Origin of the sequence: Bradyrhizobium sp. URHA0013 (assembly GCF_000518345.1) — a bacterium.
Classification (GTDB): Bacteria; Pseudomonadota; Alphaproteobacteria; order Rhizobiales; family Xanthobacteraceae; genus Bradyrhizobium.
The window spans coordinates 881641-904083 of the sequence record NZ_KI912426.1; the positions used below are offsets into that span (position 1 = coordinate 881641).

The window sequence follows — 22443 nt, forward strand, 5'->3', positions numbered from 1 at the left end:
CGAACAGGCTCCGTGTCCGCATCGTCAGCGGGCGCCGTTGGGAGTGAATTTGTCATGGAGAACAGCCCGGATTCCGCTGCTTCCCTGCTGGAGGTGCGTGGGATCAGCAGGAGCTTTGGCGCCGTGCGTGCGTTGCAGGAGGTCGACTTCACGCTTCGCGCCGGCGAGATCCATGCGCTGCTCGGTGAGAACGGCGCCGGCAAGTCCACGCTGATCAAGGTGATCACCGGTGTGTTCCCGCGCGATGCTGGCATCGTCAGGATCTGCGGCGAAGAGGTCGCGCCACGCTCGGCCAAGGCGGCGGTTCAGGCCGGCATTGCCACCGTCTACCAAGAGGTCAATTTGCTGCCGAATCTCTCGGTGGCGCAGAACCTATTCCTCGACCGGCAGCCGATGCGCTTCGGCATCGTGCGTGAAGGCGAGATGCGACGCCGCGCGAAGTCGCTGCTCGCGGATTTCGGTCTCGACATCGACGTATCAGCGCCGCTTGGCAATTATTCGGTGGCGATCCAGCATGTCACCGCGATCGCGCGCGCCGTCGACCTTTCGGCGCGCGTGCTGATCCTGGACGAGCCGACCGCGAGTCTCGATCGCCATGAGGTCGAGATCCTCTTTCGCATCATGCGTCAGCTTGCCAAGCGCGGCATTGGCATCGTCTTCGTCAGCCATTTCCTCGACCAGGTGTATGAGATCTCCGATCGAATCACCGTTTTGCGAAATGGTCGCCTGGTCGGCGAGCGCGAGACCGCGTCGCTGTCGCGGCTCGAGCTGATCCGGATGATGCTCGGCCGCGAGCTGGCCGAGACCACCAGCGCGCGGGCATCGGCAGGCGCACAGACGACGCGTGAAGTCTGTGCGAGCTTCGAGGGTTACGGCAAGGCCGGCTATGTCGCGCCGTTCAATCTCGAGCTGCGGCATGGCGAAGTGGTCGGTCTCGCCGGCTTGCTCGGCTCGGGCCGGACCGAGACGGCCCGGCTGGTGTTCGGCGCCGAGCGCGCCGATCGCGGACAGGCGAGGGTGGAAGGCGCGCCTGTCCGGCTTCAATCGCCGCGCGACGGCGTGCGCCACGGCTTTGGCTATTGCCCTGAGGAGCGCAAGACCGACGGCATCGTCGCCGAGCTCACCGTGCGCGAGAACATCGTGCTCGCGCTTCAGGCCAAGCGCGGTTTGCATCGGCCGCTGTCGCGGCGCGAGCAGGACGAGATCGCGAGCCGTTACGTCAAGATGCTCGACATTCGTCCGCCCGATCCGGAGCGTCCGGTCGGCCTGTTGTCCGGCGGCAATCAGCAGAAGGTGCTGCTGGCACGGTGGCTTGCGACCTCGCCGCGGCTCCTCGTGCTGGACGAGCCGACCCGCGGCATCGACGTCGGCGCGCACGCTGAGATCATCCGTCTGATCCGCGAGCTCTGCGACGACGGGCTCGCGCTGCTCGTGATCTCCTCCGAGCTCGACGAGATCGTGACCTATTCCGATCGCGTGGTGGTGCTGCGCGACCGCGCTCATGTCGAGGAGCTCACCGGCGAGGCCATCGACGTCGGCAGCATTCTCGCCGCCATCGCCGCCGATGACGCCAGTGTCGCACATGAGGGCCGGGCATGACCGCGCTGTTGCCGCGCCGCGGCCTTGCCCAGATCCTCGCGTTGATCGTCATCCTGGCGGTCGATCGCGTGGTGTCGCCGCAATTCTTCGATTTGCGCCTCCAGGACGGCCGGCTGTTCGGCAGCATGATCGACGTGCTCAACCGCGGCACGCCGGTCGCGCTGCTCTCGCTCGGCATGGTGCTGGTGATTGCGACGCGGGGCATCGATCTGTCGGTCGGCGCGGTCATGGCGATCTCCGGCGCGATCGCGGCGAGCCTCGCCGATAGCCACAGTCTGGCCGTGGTGCTGGCGGCTGCGCTCGGCGCGGGCCTGATCTGCGGATTGTGGAACGGATTTCTTGTCGCGGTGCTCGGCATGCAGCCGATCGTGGCGACCTTGATCCTGATGGTGGCGGGACGCGGCATCGCCCAGCTCATTACCGAGGGTCGAATCGTGACATTCTCCTCGCCGGATCTGGTCTGGCTCGGCAATGGCTCTATTCTCGGTCTGCCGGTGCCGGTCGCGATTGCGCTGGGCATGCTGATCCTCACCGGCGCGGTGGTGCGAGGCTCGGCACTCGGATTGCTGATCGAGGCAACCGGCGGCAATGCGCGGGCGAGCGAGCTTGCCGGCGTCGGCACGCGCGCGATGATCTTGGCGGTCTATGTCTGGTGCGGCGTTTGCGCTGCGCTTGCCGGCGTCATCGCAGCGGCCGACATCATGGGCGCGGATGCCAACAATGCCGGCCTCTGGCTCGAGCTCGACGCCATCCTCGCGGTGGTGATCGGCGGCACCTCGCTGTTCGGCGGCCGCTTCAGCCTCGTGCTGGCCGTACTCGGCGCGCTGATCATCCAGACCATGAACACCGGCATTCTGCTGTCGGGCTATCCGCCGGAGTTCAATTTGCTGGTCAAGGCGGTGGTGGTGCTCGCCGTGCTGCTGCTGCAATCGCCGAAGCTGTCCGGCTTTGCCGGCGTTGTGACGCGGCTGCGGGGGACCAAGGCATGAAAGGCCTGCCGCCCGTCCTCATCACGGCGATCGTGCTTGTCGCGGGATTCGTGCTCTGCGCGATGCAGTTTCCCAACATCGCCTCCACCCGCGTAGTCGGCAACCTCCTGACTGACAACGCCTTCCTCGGCATCGTCGCGACCGGCATGACCTTCGTCATCATTTCCGGCGGCATCGATCTCTCGGTCGGCTCGGTGATCGGCTTCACCACGGTGTTCGTCGCGCTGGCGATCGAGCGCTGGGGAATGCCGCCCTTGGTCGCCTTCGTCGCCATTCTCGCGCTCTCGGCCGCCTTCGGCGCGGCAATGGGCGCGGTGATCCATGTCTTCGATCTGCCGCCTTTCATCGTGACGCTCGCCGGCATGTTTTTGGCCCGGGGTGCCAGCTTCCTACTCTCGACGGAATCGGTGCCGATCACGGCACCGGTCTATTCGACCGTGTCGGACTTCGCTCTGCGACTACCCGGCGGTGGACGGCTGACGGCGGTCGCGATCATCATGCTTGCGATCGTGATCGGCGGCGCATTGCTGCTGCAGCTCACCCGGTTCGGCGCCAATGTCTATGCGCTGGGCGGCAGCCGGGCGACCGCGAGCCTGATGGGCGTTGCAGTTGGCAGGATGACGGTAAAGATCTACATGCTGTCGAGCTTGCTCGCTGGCATCGCCGGCATCGTCTTCTCCTTCTACACCAGCGCCGGCTATTCGCTGTCCGCCGTCGGCGTCGAGCTTGACAGCATCGCGGCCGTCGTGATCGGCGGCACGCTGCTCACGGGCGGGCAGGGCTCGGTGATCGGAACCTTCCTCGGCGTGCTGATCCAGGGCATGATTCAGACCTACATCAATTTCGACGGGACGCTGTCGAGCTGGTGGACCAAGATCGCGACCGGTGTGCTGCTGTTCGCCTTCATCGCCTTGCAACAGGGATTGGTTGCGCTCGCGCGCCGGCCCGTGGCAAAGCGCGCGGGAGCAGTCTCATGACCACCTCGCGTATCCTCGTCATTCCGACGCGCCGGGCGCACTCAAATCACGCGGAAGTGGCCCGCTCGATCGGCGTTGACATCATCGCCGGCCGATATGCAGAAGGGACGCGGCTGCCGGGCGATGCCGAGATGATCGCGATGTTCGGCGTGTCGCGACCGGTGCTGCGCGAGAGCGTGAAGACGCTGGTGGCCAAGGGCCTGCTTACTACCAAGGCGCGCGTCGGCACCGTCGTGCGCGAGCGCGTCGCCTGGAACATGTTCGACGCCGACGTGCTGGCCTGGCACCTGGATGCCGGGATCGACAAGCGCTTCCTCAACGACCTCGCCGAGATCCGCCTCGCGGTCGAGCCGCGCGCAGCCGCGCTGGCGGCGGCGCAGCGGTCGGAGCAGGATCTCTCCGAGCTCCGTCGCTGCATGGAGCGGATGCGGCTTGAGGCCTCCGACTCCGTTGGCTTCGCCGATGCCGACCTTGCGCTCCATGTCGGTGTGGCGCGCGCCTCCGGAAATCTGTTCATGCGCTCGATCGGGCACGTCATCGAGGCTGCGTTGCGCGCCTCATTCCTGCTCAGCGCACCGGTCGAACCGGAGGACCGCGACACCGTTCTGCTCTGGCATCAGAAGATCGTCGATGCCATCGCCGCCGGTGAAGCCGCGACCGCGTCGGAGGCGATGGTCTACGTCATTCACAACGGCATGCGCCGCCACGAGGGGACAGTGATCGAGACTGTATCGGCCGAAGCGCTGCCGTCCGCGGAAGCTGGAGAAAAATCGTGACTGAACTTCGCATCGCCATCGTCGGCTTCGGCAAGATCGCGCGGGACCAGCATGTCGGCGCCATCGCAGCGGTTCCTGGCGCGACGCTGGCAGCCGTCGCGAGCCGCAACGCCTCGCTGCCGGATCTGCCGCATTTCGCGACCATCGAAGAGCTGCTGGAAAAAGGTCCGCCGGTCGACGCGGTCTCGCTCTGCACGCCGCCTCAAGTGCGCCGCGCCCAGGCCGTCGCAGCGCTCAGGGCCGGCAAGCATGTCATGCTGGAGAAGCCGCCGGGCGCCGGCGTTGCCGAGCTCGATCCGCTGATCGCGATGGCGAGAGAGGCCAAGCGGACGTTGTTCGCGACCTGGCATTCGCGCCATGCGCCGGCGGTCGAGCCGGCGCGCGAGTGGCTCGCCGCTCGCCGCGTCCGTTCCGTGCACATCAACTGGAAAGAGGACGTCCGCGTCTGGCATCCCGGGCAGGCGTGGATCTGGGAGCCGGGCGGGCTCGGGGTGTTCGATCCCGGCATCAATGCGCTGTCGATTCTGACCCGGATCCTGCCGAAGCCCGTGTTCGTCACCGCGGCCGAGCTCGCCTTCCCCGCCAATTGCCAGGCGCCGATCGCCGCGAACCTGACGCTGACCGACATCGACGGCCTGCCTGTGACCGCCGAGTTCGATTTCCGCCAGACCGGACCGCAGAGCTGGGATATCCTGGTCGAAACCGACCAGGGCCGGATGACGCTATCCCGCGGCGGCCGGATCATGGCGATCGATGGCAAGACCGTTGCCGAGGCGCCCGATGAGGAATACCGGGAGCTTTACCGGCGCTTCGTCACGCTCGCCGCGACAGGGGCGAGCGACGTCGATCTGGCGCCGCTTCGTCTCGTTGCGGACGCCTTCCTGCTCGGCAGGCGCACGATCGTCGAACCGTTTGTGGATTGATCATGGCTGGATCGAAAACAGAGAGAGACGTCTTCGGAATGCTGCCGGACGGCCGCAAGGTGGACCGCATCGTGCTGCGCGGCGAGGGCGGGTTCGAGGCGCGGATCATCACCCATGGCGCGGTGATCCAGGCGCTGCTGGCGCCGGACGCCAAAGGCGGCTACGACGACGTCGTGCTCGGCCATGATGGGTTTGCCGGCTATCTCGCTGAACGAAAGTTCTTCGGCGCCACCGTCGGCCGCTACGCCAATCGCATCGCCAACGGACAATTCTCGCTGGACGGCGAGACGGTGCAGCTTCCCGTCAACAACGGTCCGAATGCGCTGCATGGCGGCCTCGACGGCTTCGACCGCAAGCTCTGGGACATTGCGGAGATCGACGACGGCGCCGAGCCCGCGGTCACGCTGTCCTATGTCAGTCCGCACGGCGAAGAGAACTATCCCGGTCGTCTCGACGTTCGCCTGACCTATCGCGTCACCGGCCCGACCGAGTTGTCGCTTCGCATGGAGGCGCGGACCGACCGGCCGACCATCGTCAACCTGACCAACCACAGCTTCTTTAATCTGGAAGGCGCGACATCGGGCACGCCCATTCTCGATCACAAGCTGACGGTCGCGGCCGGGCATTTCCTCGCGATCGATCCCACCGCCATTCCGTTGCTTGAGCCGCCGCGCAGCGTTGCCGGCACGCCGTTCGACTTCCGCGAGCCGCGGCCGGTCGGCGAGCGCATCCGCGAGAGCGACCAGCAATTGCGCAACGGCAAGGGCTACGATCACACCTACTGTCTCGCGCGTGACGGCAAGCTTGCGCTCGCGGCGCGGCTGGAGGCGCCGCGCTCGGGGCGCATCATGGAGCTGTTCACTGATCAGCCCGGTCTGCAGGTCTATTCGGGTAATTATCTCGACGGCACGATTTCGGGCAAGGGCGGCAAGCTGTACCGGCAGTCGGACGCCATGTGCCTGGAGCCGCATATCTGGCCGGACGCACCGAACCGGCCGGATTTCCCGAGCCCGCGCCTAGCGCCCGGCGAGGTCTATCGCCATCATACGGTCTATCGCTTTGCGGTGAGGAGGTCCTGATGGAACAGGTGCCGACCTCGGTTCTTTCGAACGATCCTTGCCATCTCGGCGAGGGGCCGACCTATGACGTGACCACGGACACGGCCTGGTGGTTCGATATCCGCGAGGGGCGACTGTTCGAGGCGCAACCCGGCAGCGGCAGGATTCGCGTTCATGCGCTGGGCCGGATGGCGAGCGCACTTGGGCGGATTGACGCCAAGCGGCAGTTGATCGTCGCGGAAGACGGCCTCTATATCCGCAAAATTGCCGACGGTGCGATGGCGCTGCTCTGTCCGCTCGAAGCCGACAATCCCGCGACCCGCTCCAACGATGCCCGCGTGCACCCCTCCGGCACGTTCTGGATCGGCACCATGGGCCGCAAGGCGGAAGCAGAGGCAGGCGCGATCTACGCGTTCCATCACGGCAAGATATCGATGCTGTTTCCGCGCATCAGCATTCCCAATTCGATCTGCTTCTCGCCCGATGGCGCTACCGGCTACTTCGCCGACACCGCGCGTGCGGTGCTCTACGCGGTGCCGCTCAATCCCGCTACCGGCCTGCCGCGCGGCGAGCCGGAGATGCTGCTGCGCCACACCGGCATCGGCGGCCTCGACGGATCGGTGTGCGATGCCGACGGAAACATCTGGAACGCCTGCTGGGGTGCGAGCCGCATTGACGTCTACTCTCCGCAAGGCGAGCGGCTGCGCTCGCTCAGCGTGCCGGCAAAGCAGGCGAGCTGCCCCGCTTTTGTCGGCCCCGATCTATCGCGTCTCCTCGTCACCTCGGCCTGGCAGGACATGGATGCGGCGGCGCGTGCCGCCGATCCGCAAGCCGGCTACACCTTCCTGTTGGAGGCCTCCGCGCACGGTCGCGCGGAGCCTGACGTCAAGCTCGCATAGGAGGCTCGAAGCTGCACACGACCAAAGTTCTCGACGACACGAAAAAACAGTCTGACATCCAAGGGAGTGAAACATGTTGAAACTGAAGACGACCTTCCTCGCGCTCGCGCTGGCCGGCGCTGCGACGATCGCCGCGGGCGTCACCGCCTCGGCCCAGGACAAAGCAACAGTCGGCATCGCCATGCCGACCAAATCGTCGGCGCGCTGGATCGATGATGGCAACAACATGGTCAAGGTCCTGAAGGAGCGCGGCTACAACACCGACCTGCAGTATGCCGAGGACGACATTCCGAACCAGCTCTCGCAGGTCGAGAACATGGTGACCAAGGGCGCGAAAGCGCTGGTGATCGCCGCGATCGACGGCACCACGCTGTCCGACGTGCTCAAGCAGGCGAAAGCAAAAGGCATCACCGTGATCGCCTATGACCGCCTGATCCGCGGCACGCCGAACGTCGACTATTACGCGACCTTCGATAATTTCCAGGTCGGCGTGCTCCAGGCCGAGTCGATCGTGCAGGGCCTCGGCCTCAAGGATGGCAAGGGCCCGTTCAACATCGAGCTGTTCGGCGGCTCGCCCGACGACAACAACGCCTACTTCTTCTACAACGGCGCGATGAGCGTTCTGAAGCCGTACATCGACAGCGGCAAGCTCGTTGTCGTCTCCGGTCAGATGGGCATGGACAAGGTCGCGACCTTGCGCTGGGACGGCGCCACCGCGCAGGCCCGCATGGACAATCTGCTCAGCGCCTACTACGGCAACAAGAAGGTCAACGCGGTGCTGTCGCCGTATGACGGCCTGTCGATCGGCATCATCTCCTCGCTGAAGGGCGTCGGTTATGGCAGCGCCGGCCAGCCGATGCCTGTCATCTCGGGCCAGGATGCCGAAGTGCCCTCGATCAAGGCGATGCTGCGCGGCGATCAGTATTCGACGATCTTCAAGGACACCCGCGATCTCGCCAAGGTGACCGCCGACATGGTCGACGCTGCGCTTGCCGGCAAGCAGGTCACCGTCAACGATACCAAGACCTACGAGAACGGCGCCAAGACGGTGCCGTCCTATCTGCTCAAGCCGGTCGTGGTCTACAAGGACAATTGGGAGAAGGTCCTGGTCGACAGCGGCTACTACAAGAAGTCGCAGTTCCAGTAAGAGGTCTACTCCCTCTCCCGACCTGCGGAGAGGGAGTTCTTTAGGGTTAGCGCGTAGCGCATGTTTATCAACTCGTCATGCCCGGGTTTGTCCCGGGCATCCACGTCCCTCTTCGCAAGCGGCTGCACGTGGATGGCCGGGACAAGCCCGGCCATGACGATTGTGGAAGCCCCCGGGAGAATGAACCGATGACCGCAATGCTGGAGATGCGTAACGTCAGCAAAAGCTTTTCCGGCGTCCAGGCGCTGCGCGATGTCAACTTCTCGGTTGAAGCCGGGCAGATCCACGCCCTCGTCGGCGAGAACGGTGCCGGCAAGTCCACGCTGATGAAGGTGCTCAGCGGCGTCTACCCGGCCGGCAGCTACGAGGGCACCATCATCTTCGATGGCGAGGAGCGCCGCTTCCGCGACATCAACGATTCCGAGGCGCTCGGTATCATCATCATCCATCAGGAGCTGGCGCTGATCCCGCTGATGTCGATTGCCGAAAACATCTTCCTGTCGCATCCGCCATCCAAGCTCGGCGTGATCGATCGCGACGAGGTCTATCGGCGTACCCGGGAACTCCTGGCTCAGGTCGGCCTCAAGGAATCGCCGGACACGCTGATCACCGATCTCGGCGTCGGCAAGCAGCAGCTTGTCGAGATCGCCAAGGCGCTGTCCAAGCGGGTGCGGATGCTGATCCTGGACGAGCCGACCGCCAGCCTCAACGAGGCCGACAGTGCCGCGCTGCTCGAACGTCTCATGGCCTTCCGCGAGCAGGGGATCGGCTCGATCCTGATCTCGCACAAGCTGAACGAGGTCGCCCGCGTTGCCGATCACATTACCGTCCTGCGCGACGGCCGCACCGTCGACGGCATCGACTGCCGCGCCGAGCCGATCCAGGAGGACCGCATCATCCGCAGCATGGTCAACCGCGATCTCGCCCATCGCTTTCCGGAGCGCAGCGCAAAGATCGGCGAGCCCGTCCTCACCGTCGAGAACTGGTCGGTCTACCATCCCATCCATCCCGAGCGGCAGGTGATCAAGAACGTTGATTTCAGCGTGAAACGCGGCGAGGTCGTCGGCATTGCCGGATTGATGGGCGCTGGCCGCACCGAATTCGCCATGAGCCTGTTCGGCCGTTCCTGGGGCACCACGATCAGCGGTCGCATCCGGCTCGAGGGCCATGAGATCGTGCTGCCGAACGTCGCGGCCGCGATCGACGCCGGCCTTGCCTATGTCACCGAGGACCGCAAGCAGCTCGGGCTGATCCTCGCCGACGACGTCCGCAAGAACATCACGCTCGCAAGCCTTAACCAGGTCGCCCCCAACCGGGTGATCGACGACATCGCCGAGCTGAAGGTTGCCAGCGACTACCGCAACCGGATGCGCATCCGCTGCTCCGACGTCTATCAGGAGACCAGCCAGCTCTCCGGCGGCAACCAGCAAAAGGTCGTGCTGTCGAAATGGCTGATGACGGATCCCAAGGTCTTGATCCTGGACGAGCCGACCCGGGGCATCGACGTCGGTGCCAAGTACGAGATCTACTGCATCATCAACGAGCTTGCAGAGGCCGGCCGCGGTGTGGTGGTGATCTCCTCGGAGATGCCCGAGTTGCTCGGCGTCTGCGACCGCATCTGCGTCATGAACGACGGTGCCTTCGTCGGCGAGTTCCCCGGCACCGAAGCGACACAGGAAAAGATCATGCGCGCCATCATGCGCAACGACAGAAATTATGGAAGCCGCGCCCTGGCGGGTGCCGAGATGGGAGGATCGCAGCCATGACCGACAAGACGGTTTCGCTGCCCGAGGAGCGCCGGAACGGCAGCTTCATCAAGAACAATCTGCGCAACTACGGCATGCTGATGTCGCTGATCGCGATCATGCTGTTCTTCCAGGTCATGACGGGCGGCACGCTGTTGCAGCCGCTCAACCTGACCAATCTGGTGCTCCAGAACAGCTACATCGTCATCATGGCGCTCGGCATGCTGCTCGTCATCGTCACCGGCCATATCGACCTCTCGGTCGGCTCGGTCGCGGGCTTCGTCGGCGCGGTGGCCGCCGTGCTCATGGTGACATACAAGGTCGACTACACGCTCGCCTTCATCGCCTGCCTGCTGCTGGGCGCCGCGATCGGCGCCGCGCAGGGCTATTGGGTGGCCTATTTCAAGATACCGTCCTTCATCGTGACGCTGGCCGGCATGCTGGTGTTCAAGGGGCTCGCGCTTGCGGTATTGCAGGGCCAGTCGCTCGGACCGTTCCCGGCGACCTTCCAGAAACTGTCCTCCGGCTTCATTCCGGAGCTCTTGCCGGAGGCCGGCACCCTGCATCCGACATCCATGCTGATCGGTGCGGTGCTCGCGCTCGGCCTCGTCTACGCCAGCGCCAGGGGAAGGTCGCGCGAGCAGTTGCACGGCATCGAAGTCGAACCCTACGCGTTCTTCCTCGGCAAGAGCATTCTTCTGGCCTGCGCCGTGCTCTATTTCACCTATCTGATTGCCTCGCATCGCGGCCTGCCCAACGTGCTGGTGATCATGGGTGCGTTGATCGCGCTCTACGGCTTCGTCACCCGCCGCACCGTGATCGGCCGACAAATCTATGCGGTCGGCGGCAACGCCAAGGCCGCAAGCCTGTCGGGCATCAAGACGGAACGGTTGACCTTCCTCACCTTCGTCAACATGGGCGTGCTCGCCGCGCTCGCCGGCCTCGTCTTCGCCGCGCGCCTCAACACCGCAACGCCGAAGGCGGGTCTCGGCTTCGAGCTCGACGTCATCGCCGCCTGCTTCATCGGCGGCGCCTCAGCCTATGGCGGGGTCGGCCGCGTCGGCGGCGCCGTGGTCGGCGCCATGATCATGGGTGTGATGAACAACGGCATGTCCATCCTCGGCATCGGCATCGACTATCAGCAGGTCATCAAGGGCCTGGTCCTGCTCGGGGCAGTGTGCATCGACGTTTATAATCAGCGGAGATGAGGTTGCGTAGCCGGATGGAGCGAAGCGCAATACGGGACCACTGACCCGCATTCCGCTCTGCTCCATGCAGGCTGGGGCAGACGTTACTGCGTCGTGAACAGCACCGCCGCGATCGCGACGGAGATGCTCACCGCCGACACGGTGGCCACGGTCGAAAGCACGCCGATTCGCCGGAGCGCGATGGCGAAGAAGATGATGATGGGCGTCGCGGTCATCAGCCCGATTTGTGCATCGCTCATGTCATCGCTCGCAGCTCCATGGAACCTTCGGCGTTTCGTACCGCAACCCGGCAGGCTGGACGTTGTGACGGCGCAAACAAATTGATCGGCATTCCCCAAGTTTGTCCGGCAACAAACTCGGATCGGTGCGGCTGAGCTAGGTCTGGCCGGTGTCCTGATCCGGAAGAGCAGATGTCGGCAGCCGATTGCGAACCACAGAGAACGGGTTGGGGAATTCTGGACGATCTTCCCGGCGATCCCATGATCTGGGTGCTGATCTTCAGCGAACTCGCCGCCTTCGGTCTGTTTCTCGGTACCTTCACGGTCGCCCGCGCGATCCATCCCGCCGTGTTCGCGGCGGGGCAGGCGGCGCTTGATCCGGGTCTCGCCGGATTGAACACTATTGTGCTGGTGACGAGCGGTTGGGCCGCGGCCCGGGCTACGAAGGCCGCGCGGGCCAGCGAGAGGCGGGCGACACGATACTGGCTGCTCACAGCCATGGGGCCTGGTGGCCTGTTCGTGGCGGTCAAGCTCGCCGAATATGCCGAAGAGATCGGACGCGGCATCGGAATTGAAACCAGCCCCTTCTTCACACTCTACTTCCTCCTGACCGGCTTCCATCTCCTGCACGTCTGCCTCGGCATCATCATCCTCGCATTGGTCTGCCGCCGCGCTGAAGCGTTCGGCGTCGAGACGGGAACGGCCTTCTGGCACATGGTCGATCTGGTCTGGATCGTGATGTTCCCGATTCTTTATCTGGTGCGGTGACGATGCCGGATCGCCTGGACATCACCTGGATCGCGCTGATCGGCCTCGCGCTCGCGACCATCCTGGTGCCGCCGCTGGTGCCGCGGCCACTGCTCGGCAACGCCCTGCTGCTGGCCTTGGCCGCCGTCAAGGGCCGCCGGATAGTACTCGACTTCCTCGATCTTCGCGCGGCGCCCGCGCTCTGGCGCGGCCTCGTCAGCGCCTGGATCCTCATCGTGGTGCTGTTTGCCTGGCTCACATCCGCCGTCGTCGCCCTGATCTGACTCACTCCTTGCGCCCTGACAAAGATCGGGCTGGGCCAATCGGCAATAAATCGCATCACCGATTTACGCAACAGGACTCAATTGAAAGGATTGGCAATGGCTGAACGCCTGACCAAGTCGGCCGCTCGAAACGTCTTCTACGGCGGCTCGGCTTTTTTCTTCGCCATCTTCATCGGGCTGACGGCGCACAGCCACTATTATATGGCCACGACCTCGACGGACGCGACGACGCTGACGTCGTCGGTCGCCCGCGGCAAGCATGTCTGGGAGAAGAACTCCTGCATCAACTGCCACACCTTGCTCGGCGAAGGCGCCTATTTCGCGCCCGAAGTCGGCAACGTCTGGGATCGATGGGGCGGCAAGGAAGACCCGGCCGGCGCGCGAGAGACGCTGAAGGCCTGGATGCAGTCGCAGCCCTCGGGCGCGGAGGGCCGGCGGCAGATGCCGCAGTTCAACCTCACCGATCAGGAGCTCAACGATCTCGCCGATTTCCTGCAATGGGTGAGCACGATCAAGCGCCAGGATTGGCCGCCGAACAAGGCCGGCTGAGCCCGCCGCTTTCCTCTTTCAAGACAGAGAGAATCCAAGATGAAATATCAAACCCAGAAAGTCGCAATGCTGTATTTCTACGGCGCGCTGACCCTGTTCCTGGCCCAGGTCCTGTTCGGCCTCCTCGCCGGGACCATGTACGTCCTGCCCAACACGCTATCGGTGCTGCTGCCGTTCAACATCGTCAGGATGATCCACACCAACGCGCTGATCGTGTGGTCGCTGATCGGCTTCATGGGCGCGACCTACTTCCTGCTGCCTGAGGAAACCGAGACCGAGCTGTACAGCCCGCTGCTCGCAAAGATCCAGTTCTGGATGTTCTTTGGCGCGGCGGGCGTCGCGGTGGTGGGCTATCTCTTCCACTACCACGAGGGCCGCGAGTTCCTTGAGCAGCCCTTCATCATCAAGGTCGGCATCGTCGTCGTCTGCCTGATGTTCCTGTTCAACGTGACCATGACCGCGCTCAAGGGGCGCAAGACCACGGTCACCAACATCCTGCTGTTCGGCCTGTGGGGCGTTGCGATCTTCTTCCTGTTCGCCTTCTACAATCCGGCGAACCTCGCCGTCGACAAGATGTACTGGTGGTACGTCGTCCATCTCTGGGTCGAGGGTGTCTGGGAGCTGATCATGGCCTCCGTGCTCGCCTATCTCATGATCAAGCTCAATGGCATCGATCGCGAGGTGGTCGAGAAGTGGCTCTACGTCATCATCGGCCTCGCGCTGTTCTCGGGGATTCTCGGCACCGGCCACCATTTCTACTGGATCGGCGCGCCCGGCTACTGGCAGTGGATCGGCTCGCTGTTCTCGACGCTCGAGGTCGCGCCGTTCTTCACGATGGTGATCTTCACGGTGCAGATGACCTGGAAGGCCGGCCGCAAGCATCCGAACCGCGCCGCACTGCTGTGGTCGGTCGGCTGTTCGGTGATGGCGTTCCTGGGGGCCGGCGTCTGGGGTTTCCTGCACACGCTGTCCTCGGTGAACTACTACACCCACGGCACCCAGGTCACCGCCGCGCACGGCCATCTCGCCTTCTTCGGCGCTTATGTGATGCTCAATCTTGCCGTGATGGCTTACGCCATCCCGCAGATCAAGGGACGCGCGCCCTATAACCAGTGGCTCAGCATGACGAGCTTCTGGATCATGTGCACGGCCATGATGACCATGACATTCGCGCTGACCTTTGCCGGCGTGGTCCAGGTCCATCTCCAGCGCGTGCTCGGTCAGGGCTACATGGACGTGCAGGACCAGCTCGCCTTCTTCTACTGGGTGCGGCTCGGCTCCGGTGTGTTCGTCGCGATCTCCGCGCTGATGTTCGTCTGGGCGGTGCTGGTGCCCGGCCGCGAAAGGCGGGCGACCATTCCCGCCGCGCTGCAGCCGGCCGAGTAAGCGTGAAGGCGGCCGCGTTTCATCGCGGCCGCCGCTTCAGACATTTTCGGAGAGAGATCATGAAAGCAGCTCTTCACGCCTTGGCCGCGCCGGCACCCGCGCTACCGGCCTATGTCGCAAGCGGCAACGAATGCGTGCTGTTCGAGCATGCCTGGCGGCACCGGCTCCCGGTCCTGCTGAAAGGGCCGACCGGTTGCGGCAAGACACGTTTCGTCGCGCATATGGCGGCACGGCTGGGCTTGCCGCTGCACACCGTCGCCTGCCACGACGATCTCACCGCCGCCGATCTCACCGGCCGCTATCTGCTGAGGGGCGGCGACACCGTGTGGACCGACGGTCCGTTGACGCGCGCGGTCCGCGAGGGCGGCATCTGCTATCTCGACGAGGTGGTGGAAGCCCGCAAGGACGTCACCGTCGTGCTGCATCCGCTCACCGACGACCGCCGTATCCTGCCGCTGGAGCGAACCGGCGAGGAGCTCGTTGCTCCCGCGAGCTTCATGCTCGTCGTCTCCTACAATCCCGGTTACCAGACCCTGCTCAAGGCGTTGAAGCCCTCGACGCGGCAGCGCTTCGTCGCCATCGAGTTCGCCTTCCTGCCCGCCGAGCAGGAGATTGCGGTGGTGTCGGCCGAGAGCGGGCTGCCACCGGATCGCGTACGGCCGCTGGTCGCGCTTGCCGGACGTCTGCGGGCGCTGAAGGGGCATGATCTGGAGGAGGGCGTCTCGACCCGGCTCGTGGTGTATTGCGCGACCTTGATTGCGGCGGGAGTCTCGATCGCCGATGCCGTGCTCGCCGGCATGGTCGAGCCGCTGACCGACGATTCCCACGTCAAGGCGGCGCTGCTGGATGTCACGCGCGCCGTGATTGGGTGAGGCCGATTCCATGCTCGACTTCCTCGAATTGGAGGAGACGGTCGGCCGTGCCTGGCACCGGATGGTCGGCGGCACCGCGAGCTATCCGGTTCACGATGATCACGCGGTCGCGCTCGCAGAAGTGAGAGGCCGGCTCGCGGTGATGTTCCGTGCGCTTGGGGGCGAGACGGGTGTTCAGATCGCAAGCGCAGGCGCACGCAGAGCGGGCCATCGGCTCGGCTGGCGGCAGCGCATCGGCCTTGGAGACGAACGTCTCGAACAGCCGGGCCGCGACGCCGCGACCGTCTTCCTCCCCGATCGCATCGCGATATTCGCCGACCGCGGCCTCAACGCATGCCTCTATCGCTGGCTTGCGGCGTGGTTCGCGGTCGCTCCGATCGAGACGATCACGGAGCATGATCCGCTGCGGCGGGACCTTCTGGTCCTGCGCCGGGTGAGCGAGACGGCGGTCTTTGTGCTCACGCAGTTTCCCGGGCTCGCCGCCGATTACGCGCAGCTCGCTGCAGCAATGGCCGAGGCTCGGCCGCGACGTCCGTTGCCGCGTCTCGAGCAGGAGATCGAGCAGATCGCTCTCGCCTTGCTCGGGGCCGGAAAGGCGCCCGCGGGCCGGCTGTGGCCGGCGATGATGGGAACAGGTCCGCTGCCGGACAAAGCGCCGCCGGGCTATCGCTCGGTCCTGCCGTGTCCGCTCTGGGGCGATTGCTGGACGCGCGAGCTTTCGCCCGCGCATGCGGGCCACGACGCGTGCGCGCCGGGCGCGGGGGCCGCGACCCAGGACAATCGCAAGCGCTTTGCCGTACGCGAGCGCGAAAACAACGCCAATCGCCGCGATCCCTTCGTGCTCAACCGCTTCGAAAAGATCCTCGCGATGGCCGAGATGGTCAATGTCGACCGTCCGGCCGACGAAAACGAGGACGAGGACGCGCAGAAGGCCGCCGACGATCTCGAGGAGATCACGCTCAGTCGTCGCAGCGGCAAGCCGGCGAGCCGGCTCAAATTCGATCTCGACCTGCCGCCGGAAGCCCTTGATGCCTCGCCGCTGAACGCAGATCTCACCTATCCCGAATGGGACTACCGCAGCAGCTCCTACCTGCCCGATCACTGCCACGTGCTCGCGGGCGCCGCGTCCGAGACCGGCGAGACCTGGTCGCCCGACGAGTCCATGCGCCGGCATATCCGTCAGGTGCGGCGGCGCTTCGAGATCTTGCGGCCGCGCCGCGAATTGATGCGCGCCCAGGCCGATGGACACGACCTCGACCTCGACGCGCTCGTGCGCGCGCGGTGCGATCTTCGCGCCGGCAGCGGCGGCGGTCTCGATCGTATCCATGTCGCGATGCGCCCGCAGGGGCACGATCTCGCCGTCACGCTGCTTGTCGATGTCTCGCTCTCGACGGACGCCTGGGTCGAGGGCCATCGCGTGCTCGACGTCGAGAAGGAGGCACTGCTCGTGCTCGCGCACGGCCTGTCGGCCTGCGGCGACCACCACAGCATCCTGACCTTTACGTCCCGCCGACGGTCCTGGGTGCGGCTCGAAACTGTCAAAGCCTTCGGCGAGCCGATGGGCGGGGCAGTGGAGCGTCGTATCGGTGCGCTGAAGCCCGGCTACTACACGCGGATCGGCGCGGCGGTGCGCCACGCCTCGGCCGAGCTCGCCCGTCAGCCGCAGCGCAAGAAGCTGCTGCTTGTCCTCACCGACGGGAAGCCGAACGATGTCGATCACTACGAAGGCCGCTTCGCGGTCGAGGACACCCGCAAATCGGTGCAGGAGGCGCGCCGGCTCGGCATCGCCGCCTTCGGCGTCACGGTGGACGCAACCGCGCAATCCTATTTCCCGACGCTGTTCGGGCGTGGCGGCTACGCCATCGTCGGTAATATCCGCCGACTGCCCGCGGCGCTGCCGGCGATCTACCGGCAGGTGGCGCACTGATCCGGGAAAGGGTGCGGCCTTCCGTCTCTGGTGAGCTATTGCCCATGCTATGGGTATATGATCGAATGGCGGGATGGACCAGGGCCGGCCGAAACCCGATCTGATCATCTTCGACTGCGACGGCGTGCTGGTCGATAGTGAGCTGTTGAGCTGTCGGTGTCTGTCCGACGTGCTGGCCGAATGCGGCCTCGCGCTGAGCCCGGAGCAGGCGCTCGAACTCTTTCTCGGACGCAGCACCAAAGCGGTCGAGCAGCATTATCGGGATCTCGGGCAGGTCGTGCCGGACGGCTTTCTGCCGCGCTTGAAGTCGCATGTGTTGAGCACGTTCGCCGGATCACTCCAGCCGATCGCGGGTGTTGCCGCCGTGGTATCGGAATTGCGGACACCATTCTGCGTGGCCTCGTCCAGCGACATCGACCGTATCGCGCTCTCCCTTGACGTCACCGGCCTGCGGGCGCATTTCGGCGACCGGATTTACACCGCGCAGATGGTCAGGCACGGCAAGCCGGCGCCCGATCTCTTTCTCCACGCGGCCGAGCAGATGGGCGCGCAACCCGCGCGCACGCTGGTGATCGAGGACAGTGCGAGCGGCGTGCTGGCGGGTAAGGCGGCCGGCATGATGGTTTGGGGATTTGCCGGCGGCAGCCATTATCGCGGACGCGACGGGCACGCTATACTGTCGGGTGCGGGGGCCGACCGGGTCTTCGCGCGCATGATTGATTTCTGGAAGGACGCCTGACGCCCGCCATGGCCGCCGAGAACGAAAAGACCAGGCTCGATGACGCCGCGCGTGCCGGCTGGCTGTATTTCATTGCCGGTCACACCCAGGACGAGATCGCGAAGATGCTCCAGGTGTCGCGCGCGTCGGCGCAGCGGCTGGTGTCGCTGTGTCTCGCCGAACGGCTCATCACCTTCCGGCTGGAACATCCCATCGCCGCATGCATGGAATTGGCGGCGCGTCTGAAGGAGCGTTTCGAGCTTACCCATTGCGAGGTGGTGCCGGCAGATTCCGCCGCACCGCAGGCCACAGCGGGCATTGCCGAACGCTGCGCCAACCTGCTCGATTCCACCCTGCGTTCGGAGACCCCCGTCATCGTCGCGCTCGGCACGGGACGCGCCGTGCGCGCCGCGGTCGAGCGCGTCACGCCGATCGACCGGCCCAATCACCAGATCGTCTCGCTGGTCGGCAACATCTCCGCCGACGGTTCTGCGAGCTTCTACGACACCGTCGGCCGGCTCGCCGACCGCACCGGCGCACGGCACTATCCGATGCCGCTGCCGTTCCTGATGTCGTCCGAGGACGAGCGCAACAAGATGGTCCGGATCGAGCCGATCGCGAAGGTGAAGGCGGTCGCGGCCAAGGCGGATTTACGCCTCGTCGGCATCGGCCAGATGGACCAGAAGGCGCAGGTCCATGTCGACGGCTTCGTCACCCGCGACGAATTGTTCGAGATGATGCGGCAAGGGGCAATCGGCGAGATCACCGGCTGGGCCTATGATTCCAAGGGCCGCCTGCTGAAGGCCGGCACCAACAGGCGCCTGACCAGCATCCCGCCGGAAGTGCCCGCGAAGACCACGACGATCGGCGCCGCGCTCGGTGCCGCCAAGGTGCCGGCGATCGCGGCGGCGTTGAATGGACGCTTGATCAACGGGCTGATCACGGACGAGGCGACCGCAACGGCGATTCTGGAGCGCTGAGGCAGGCTCGCTCTTCGCGCTGGCGAGGCAGGCGGTCTTTTCCTACACCACACTGTCATCGTCCGCGCAGGCGGACGATCCAGTACGCCGCGGCTCCTCTTAGGGCAAACCAATAGACGACACGGCGTACTGGATGCCCCGCTTTCGCGGGGCAAGACACTGAGTGTGAGACGAGAGCTCAGTCCATCTCCCGCACCGCAGCACTCATAAGTTGCGAGAACAGCTTTGCGCCTGCTTGACAACGGCCCGCCCTCAGTCGAACATACGCCCAACGCGTGGGCATATGCTCAAGAGCGCGATCCTAGGGAGGTCACCGTGAAACACGTCCTCGGCGCCGTCTGCGGCGCGTCTTGCCTGTTGCTGGCCGTCCCTGCGATGGCCGAAACCACCCTGACGATCGCCACCGTGAACAACGGCGACATGATACGCATGCAGGGGCTGACGGCTGAATTCACCAAGAAGAACCCCGATATATCGGTCAAATGGGTGACGCTTGAGGAGAACGTGCTGCGCCAGCGCGTCACCACCGACATCGCCACCAAGGGCGGCCAGTTCGACGTCCTCACCATCGGCACCTACGAGGTGCCGATCTGGGCCAAGAAGGGCTGGCTGGTGCCGCTCGCGAATCTCGGCGCCGACTACGACGTCGCCGACCTCCTGCCCAAGATCAAGGATGCGGTCTCCGTCGACGGCAAGCTCTACGCCGCGCCGTTCTACGGCGAGAGCTCGATGGTGATGTACCGCACCGACCTGTTCGACAAGGCCGGCCTCAAGATGCCGGAAAAGCCGACCTGGGATTTCGTCGTCGACGCCGCCAAGAAGCTCACCGACAAGAGCACCGGCGTCTACGGCATCTGCCTCCGCGGCAAGGCCGGCTGGGGCGAGAACATGGCGTTCCTCTCCGCCATGGCCAATTCCTATGGCGCACGCTGGTTCGACGAGAAGTGGCAGCCGCAGTTCAACACCCCGGAATGGAAGGCGACACTCACGACCTACGTCGACCTGATGAAGCAGGCCGGCCCTCCCGGCGCGAGCTCGAACGGCTTCAACGAGAACCTGGCGCTGTTCAATGCCGGCAAGTGCGCGATGTGGATCGACGCCACCGTCGCGGCGTCCTTCGTCACCAACCCTAAGGACTCCAAGGTCGCCGACAAGGTCGGCTTTGCGATGGCGCCCAACACCGGGCTCGGCAAGAACGCCAACTGGCTGTGGGCCTGGAATCTCGCAATCCCCGCCGGTTCGAAGAAGGCGGAAGCCGCCGAGAAGTTCATCGCCTGGGCGACGAGCAAGGATTACACCAGGACCGTCGCCGCGAAAGAGGGCTGGGCCAACGTGCCGCCGGGCACCCGAACCTCGCTCTACCAAAACCCTGAATATCTGAAGGTCGCCCCGTTCGCGAAGCTGACGCTGGCCTCGATCGATGCCGCCGATCCGAACAAGCCGACGGTGAAGCCGGTGCCCTACGTCGGCGTGCAATATGCGGCGATCCCCGAATTCCAGGGCATCGGCACGCAGGTGGGCCAGCAGTTCTCGGCCGCGCTTGCGGGATCGATGACGGTCGATGCCGCGCTCACCGCGGCGCAATCCTCAACCGAGCGCGAGATGAAGCGCGCGGGTTATATCAAGTGAGCTCGAGCTCTCCCTCCTGAGCTCAGACTTGCGGCCATCCACCGCTAAGGATGGATGGCCGCCTTCTTCCCGCAAGCGGAGAAGCCAACAATGGCAACCCGGCAGACGCAGCTTCTCGCACGGACGCTCCTGACGCCGGCCGTCGGGCTGCTGTTCATCTGGATGATCGTCCCGCTGGCGTTGACGATCTATTTCTCGACGCTGCATTACAGCCTGCTCGATCCCGGCTCGGAATCGTTCGTCGGGCTGGAAAATTTCCGCTACTTCCTGACCGATCCCGCGTTCCTCGCCTCACTCCAGAACACGCTGGTGCTGGTCGGCTCGGTGCTGGCGCTGACTGTCCTGCTCGGAATTCCGCTGGCGCTGCTGCTCGACCAGCCCGTGATCGGCCTCAACATCGTGCGGCTGATGGTCATCGCGCCGTTCTTCGTCATGCCGACGGTGAGCGCCTTGGTCTGGAAGAACCTGTTGATGCATCCGGTGTCCGGGCTGTTTGCCTGGATCGCGTCGCTGTTCGGGTTGACGCCGATCGACTGGTTCACCGACGCGCCGCTGGTCGCGGTGATTCTGATCGTGTCCTGGCAATGGCTGCCGTTCGCGACGCTGATTTTGCTCACTGCGATGCAGTCGCTCGACGAGGAGCAGAAGGAGGCCGCCGAAATGGACGGCGCCAGCGCGGTCTCGACCTTCATCTACATTACGCTCCCGCACCTCGCGCGTCCCATCACGGTGGTGATCCTGATCGAGACGATCTTCCTGCTCACCGTCTTTGCCGAAATCTACGTCACCACGGGCGGCGGTCCGGGACTGTCGACCACCAACATCGCTTTCCTGATCTATTCGCAGGCACTGATCCAATACGATGTCGGCACCGCCTCGGCGGGCGGCCTCGTCGCCGTCGTGATCGCCAACGTCGTAGCTTTCTTCCTGGTCCGCATCGTCGGCCGCAATCTGGAGGCTTGAGACATGGCGCGGATAGCGACGAGGCAGCGGGTGGTGGTCTCGACCATCGGGGCGTGGTTCTTCGGCTTCCTGATCTTCTTCCCGATCCTCTGGATGGTATTGGCGAGCTTCAAGACCGAACTTGAGGCCTTCGCGATTCCGCCGTCCTTCCTGTTCTTCCACTGGACCACCGAGAACTACGCAACGGTCCAGGAGCGCAGCGACTATTTCCTCCACGCGATGAACTCGATCATCATCGCCGGCGGCTCGACCTTGATCGCGCTGCTGATCGCGATCCCCGCCGCCTGGTCGATGGCGTTCTCGCCGACCAAACGCACCAAGGACATCCTGCTCTGGATGCTCTCGACCAAGATGATGCCGCCAGTCGGCGTGCTGGTGCCGATCTACCTGATCTACAAGTCCTTCGGCTTGCTCGATTCCCGCATCGGCCTCGTCTTCATCCTGTGCCTGGGAAACTTGCCGATCGTGATCTGGATGCTCTTCACCTATTTCAAGGAGATCCCGCGCGACATCCTGGAAGCCGCGCGCATGGACGGCGCCACCATCGGCCGCGAGCTGGTCTATGTCCTGACGCCGATGGCAATCCCGGGACTCGCATCGACCATGCTGCTGAACTTGATCCTGGCCTGGAACGAGGCGTTCTGGACGCTCAATCTGTCGACCTCGAACGCTGCGCCGCTCACCACGTTCATCGCGTCCTATTCGAGCCCGGAAGGGCTGTTCTGGGCAAAGCTGTCGGCGGCGTCGACGCTGGCGATCGCGCCCATTCTTGTCCTCGGTTGGTTCAGCCAGAAGCAGCTCGTGCGCGGGCTCACCTTTGGCGCGGTAAAGTAGGAAGGGCTGCCGGAT

22 protein-coding genes are annotated in these 22443 nt (G+C 64.8%); 21 read left to right on the top strand and 1 reads right to left on the bottom strand.

The window, feature by feature from the left end:
• Window positions 1–54: 54 nt before the first annotated feature.
• The 10 genes from N551_RS0124730 (at window position 55) to mmsB (ending at window position 11321) form a co-directional block, all read left to right on the top strand.
• Window positions 55–1599: a sugar ABC transporter ATP-binding protein gene (locus tag N551_RS0124730; RefSeq protein WP_027569177.1), complete on the top strand. Its 1545-nt coding sequence runs from the start codon at window positions 55–57 to the stop codon at window positions 1597–1599.
• A complete protein-coding gene (locus N551_RS0124735; RefSeq protein ID WP_027569178.1) occupies window positions 1596–2588 on the top strand; it encodes an ABC transporter permease in 993 nt (330 codons plus the stop codon). Before N551_RS0124730 ends, N551_RS0124735 begins: the two co-directional genes overlap by 4 nt.
• Window positions 2585–3565, top strand: coding sequence for a galactofuranose ABC transporter, permease protein YjfF (gene yjfF, locus N551_RS0124740; RefSeq protein ID WP_027569179.1), 981 nt, complete (start codon window positions 2585–2587; stop codon window positions 3563–3565). The genes N551_RS0124735 and yjfF overlap by 4 nt, the downstream gene beginning before the upstream one ends.
• Window positions 3562–4341: a FadR/GntR family transcriptional regulator gene (locus N551_RS0124745; RefSeq protein WP_027569180.1), complete on the top strand. Its 780-nt coding sequence runs from the start codon at window positions 3562–3564 to the stop codon at window positions 4339–4341. Before yjfF ends, N551_RS0124745 begins: the two co-directional genes overlap by 4 nt.
• A complete protein-coding gene (locus tag N551_RS0124750; protein WP_027569181.1) occupies window positions 4338–5264 on the top strand; it encodes a Gfo/Idh/MocA family protein in 927 nt (308 codons plus the stop codon). The genes N551_RS0124745 and N551_RS0124750 overlap by 4 nt, the downstream gene beginning before the upstream one ends.
• A 2-nt stretch (window positions 5265–5266) precedes the next feature.
• Window positions 5267–6343 (top strand): aldose epimerase family protein, encoded by a 1077-nt coding sequence (locus tag N551_RS0124755; RefSeq protein ID WP_027569182.1) that lies wholly within the window; start codon window positions 5267–5269, stop codon window positions 6341–6343.
• Entirely contained in the window at window positions 6343–7221 is an 879-nt protein-coding gene (locus N551_RS0124760; protein ID WP_027569183.1) for an SMP-30/gluconolactonase/LRE family protein, read from the top strand. The genes N551_RS0124755 and N551_RS0124760 overlap by 1 nt, the downstream gene beginning before the upstream one ends.
• A gap of 73 nt (window positions 7222–7294) precedes the next feature.
• Window positions 7295–8368: a multiple monosaccharide ABC transporter substrate-binding protein gene (gene chvE / locus N551_RS0124765; protein ID WP_027569184.1), complete on the top strand. Its 1074-nt coding sequence runs from the start codon at window positions 7295–7297 to the stop codon at window positions 8366–8368.
• Between the two features lie 188 nt (window positions 8369–8556).
• Window positions 8557–10134 (top strand): multiple monosaccharide ABC transporter ATP-binding protein, encoded by a 1578-nt coding sequence (gene mmsA, locus N551_RS0124775; RefSeq protein WP_027569185.1) that lies wholly within the window; start codon window positions 8557–8559, stop codon window positions 10132–10134.
• A complete protein-coding gene (mmsB, locus tag N551_RS0124780; RefSeq protein WP_027569186.1) occupies window positions 10131–11321 on the top strand; it encodes a multiple monosaccharide ABC transporter permease in 1191 nt (396 codons plus the stop codon). Before mmsA ends, mmsB begins: the two co-directional genes overlap by 4 nt.
• A gap of 83 nt (window positions 11322–11404) precedes the next feature.
• Here the strand turns inward: mmsB and N551_RS39000 are convergent, their stop codons facing one another.
• Entirely contained in the window at window positions 11405–11560 is a 156-nt protein-coding gene (locus N551_RS39000; RefSeq protein WP_197031187.1) for a hypothetical protein, read from the bottom strand.
• Window positions 11561–11731: 171 nt separating this feature from the next.
• Here N551_RS39000 and N551_RS0124790 point away from each other — a divergent pair, with 171 nt between their 5' ends.
• The 11 genes from N551_RS0124790 to N551_RS0124840 all read left to right on the top strand — a co-directional run bounded on the left by N551_RS0124790 (window position 11732) and on the right by N551_RS0124840 (window position 22428).
• Entirely contained in the window at window positions 11732–12307 is a 576-nt protein-coding gene (locus tag N551_RS0124790; protein WP_027569187.1) for a cytochrome c oxidase subunit 3 family protein, read from the top strand.
• 2 nt (window positions 12308–12309) lie between these two features.
• Complete coding sequence (locus N551_RS0124795; protein WP_027569188.1) at window positions 12310–12570, top strand: cytochrome C oxidase subunit IV family protein; 261 nt, start codon at window positions 12310–12312, stop codon at window positions 12568–12570.
• A 96-nt stretch (window positions 12571–12666) separates the two neighbouring features.
• Window positions 12667–13119, top strand: coding sequence for a cytochrome c (locus tag N551_RS0124800; protein ID WP_027517044.1), 453 nt, complete (start codon window positions 12667–12669; stop codon window positions 13117–13119).
• 39 nt (window positions 13120–13158) lie between these two features.
• Entirely contained in the window at window positions 13159–14505 is a 1347-nt protein-coding gene (locus N551_RS0124805) for a cbb3-type cytochrome c oxidase subunit I (protein WP_027569189.1), read from the top strand.
• A 59-nt stretch (window positions 14506–14564) separates the two neighbouring features.
• A complete protein-coding gene (locus N551_RS0124810; protein WP_027569190.1) occupies window positions 14565–15377 on the top strand; it encodes a CbbQ/NirQ/NorQ/GpvN family protein in 813 nt (270 codons plus the stop codon).
• Window positions 15378–15387: 10 nt separating this feature from the next.
• Complete coding sequence (locus tag N551_RS0124815) at window positions 15388–17304, top strand: nitric oxide reductase activation protein NorD (protein ID WP_027569191.1); 1917 nt, start codon at window positions 15388–15390, stop codon at window positions 17302–17304.
• Window positions 17305–17377: 73 nt separating this feature from the next.
• Window positions 17378–18043 (top strand): HAD family hydrolase, encoded by a 666-nt coding sequence (locus N551_RS0124820; RefSeq protein WP_027569192.1) that lies wholly within the window; start codon window positions 17378–17380, stop codon window positions 18041–18043.
• Between the two features lie 8 nt (window positions 18044–18051).
• Window positions 18052–19002: a sugar-binding transcriptional regulator gene (locus N551_RS0124825; RefSeq protein WP_027569193.1), complete on the top strand. Its 951-nt coding sequence runs from the start codon at window positions 18052–18054 to the stop codon at window positions 19000–19002.
• 315 nt (window positions 19003–19317) lie between these two features.
• Window positions 19318–20631: a sugar ABC transporter substrate-binding protein gene (locus N551_RS0124830; RefSeq protein WP_027569194.1), complete on the top strand. Its 1314-nt coding sequence runs from the start codon at window positions 19318–19320 to the stop codon at window positions 20629–20631.
• A gap of 90 nt (window positions 20632–20721) precedes the next feature.
• On the top strand, window positions 20722–21594 hold the full coding sequence (locus tag N551_RS0124835) for a carbohydrate ABC transporter permease (protein WP_027569195.1): 873 nt from the start codon (window positions 20722–20724) through the stop codon (window positions 21592–21594).
• A gap of 3 nt (window positions 21595–21597) precedes the next feature.
• Window positions 21598–22428 (top strand): carbohydrate ABC transporter permease, encoded by an 831-nt coding sequence (locus N551_RS0124840; RefSeq protein WP_027569196.1) that lies wholly within the window; start codon window positions 21598–21600, stop codon window positions 22426–22428.
• Window positions 22429–22443 lie beyond the last annotated feature (15 nt).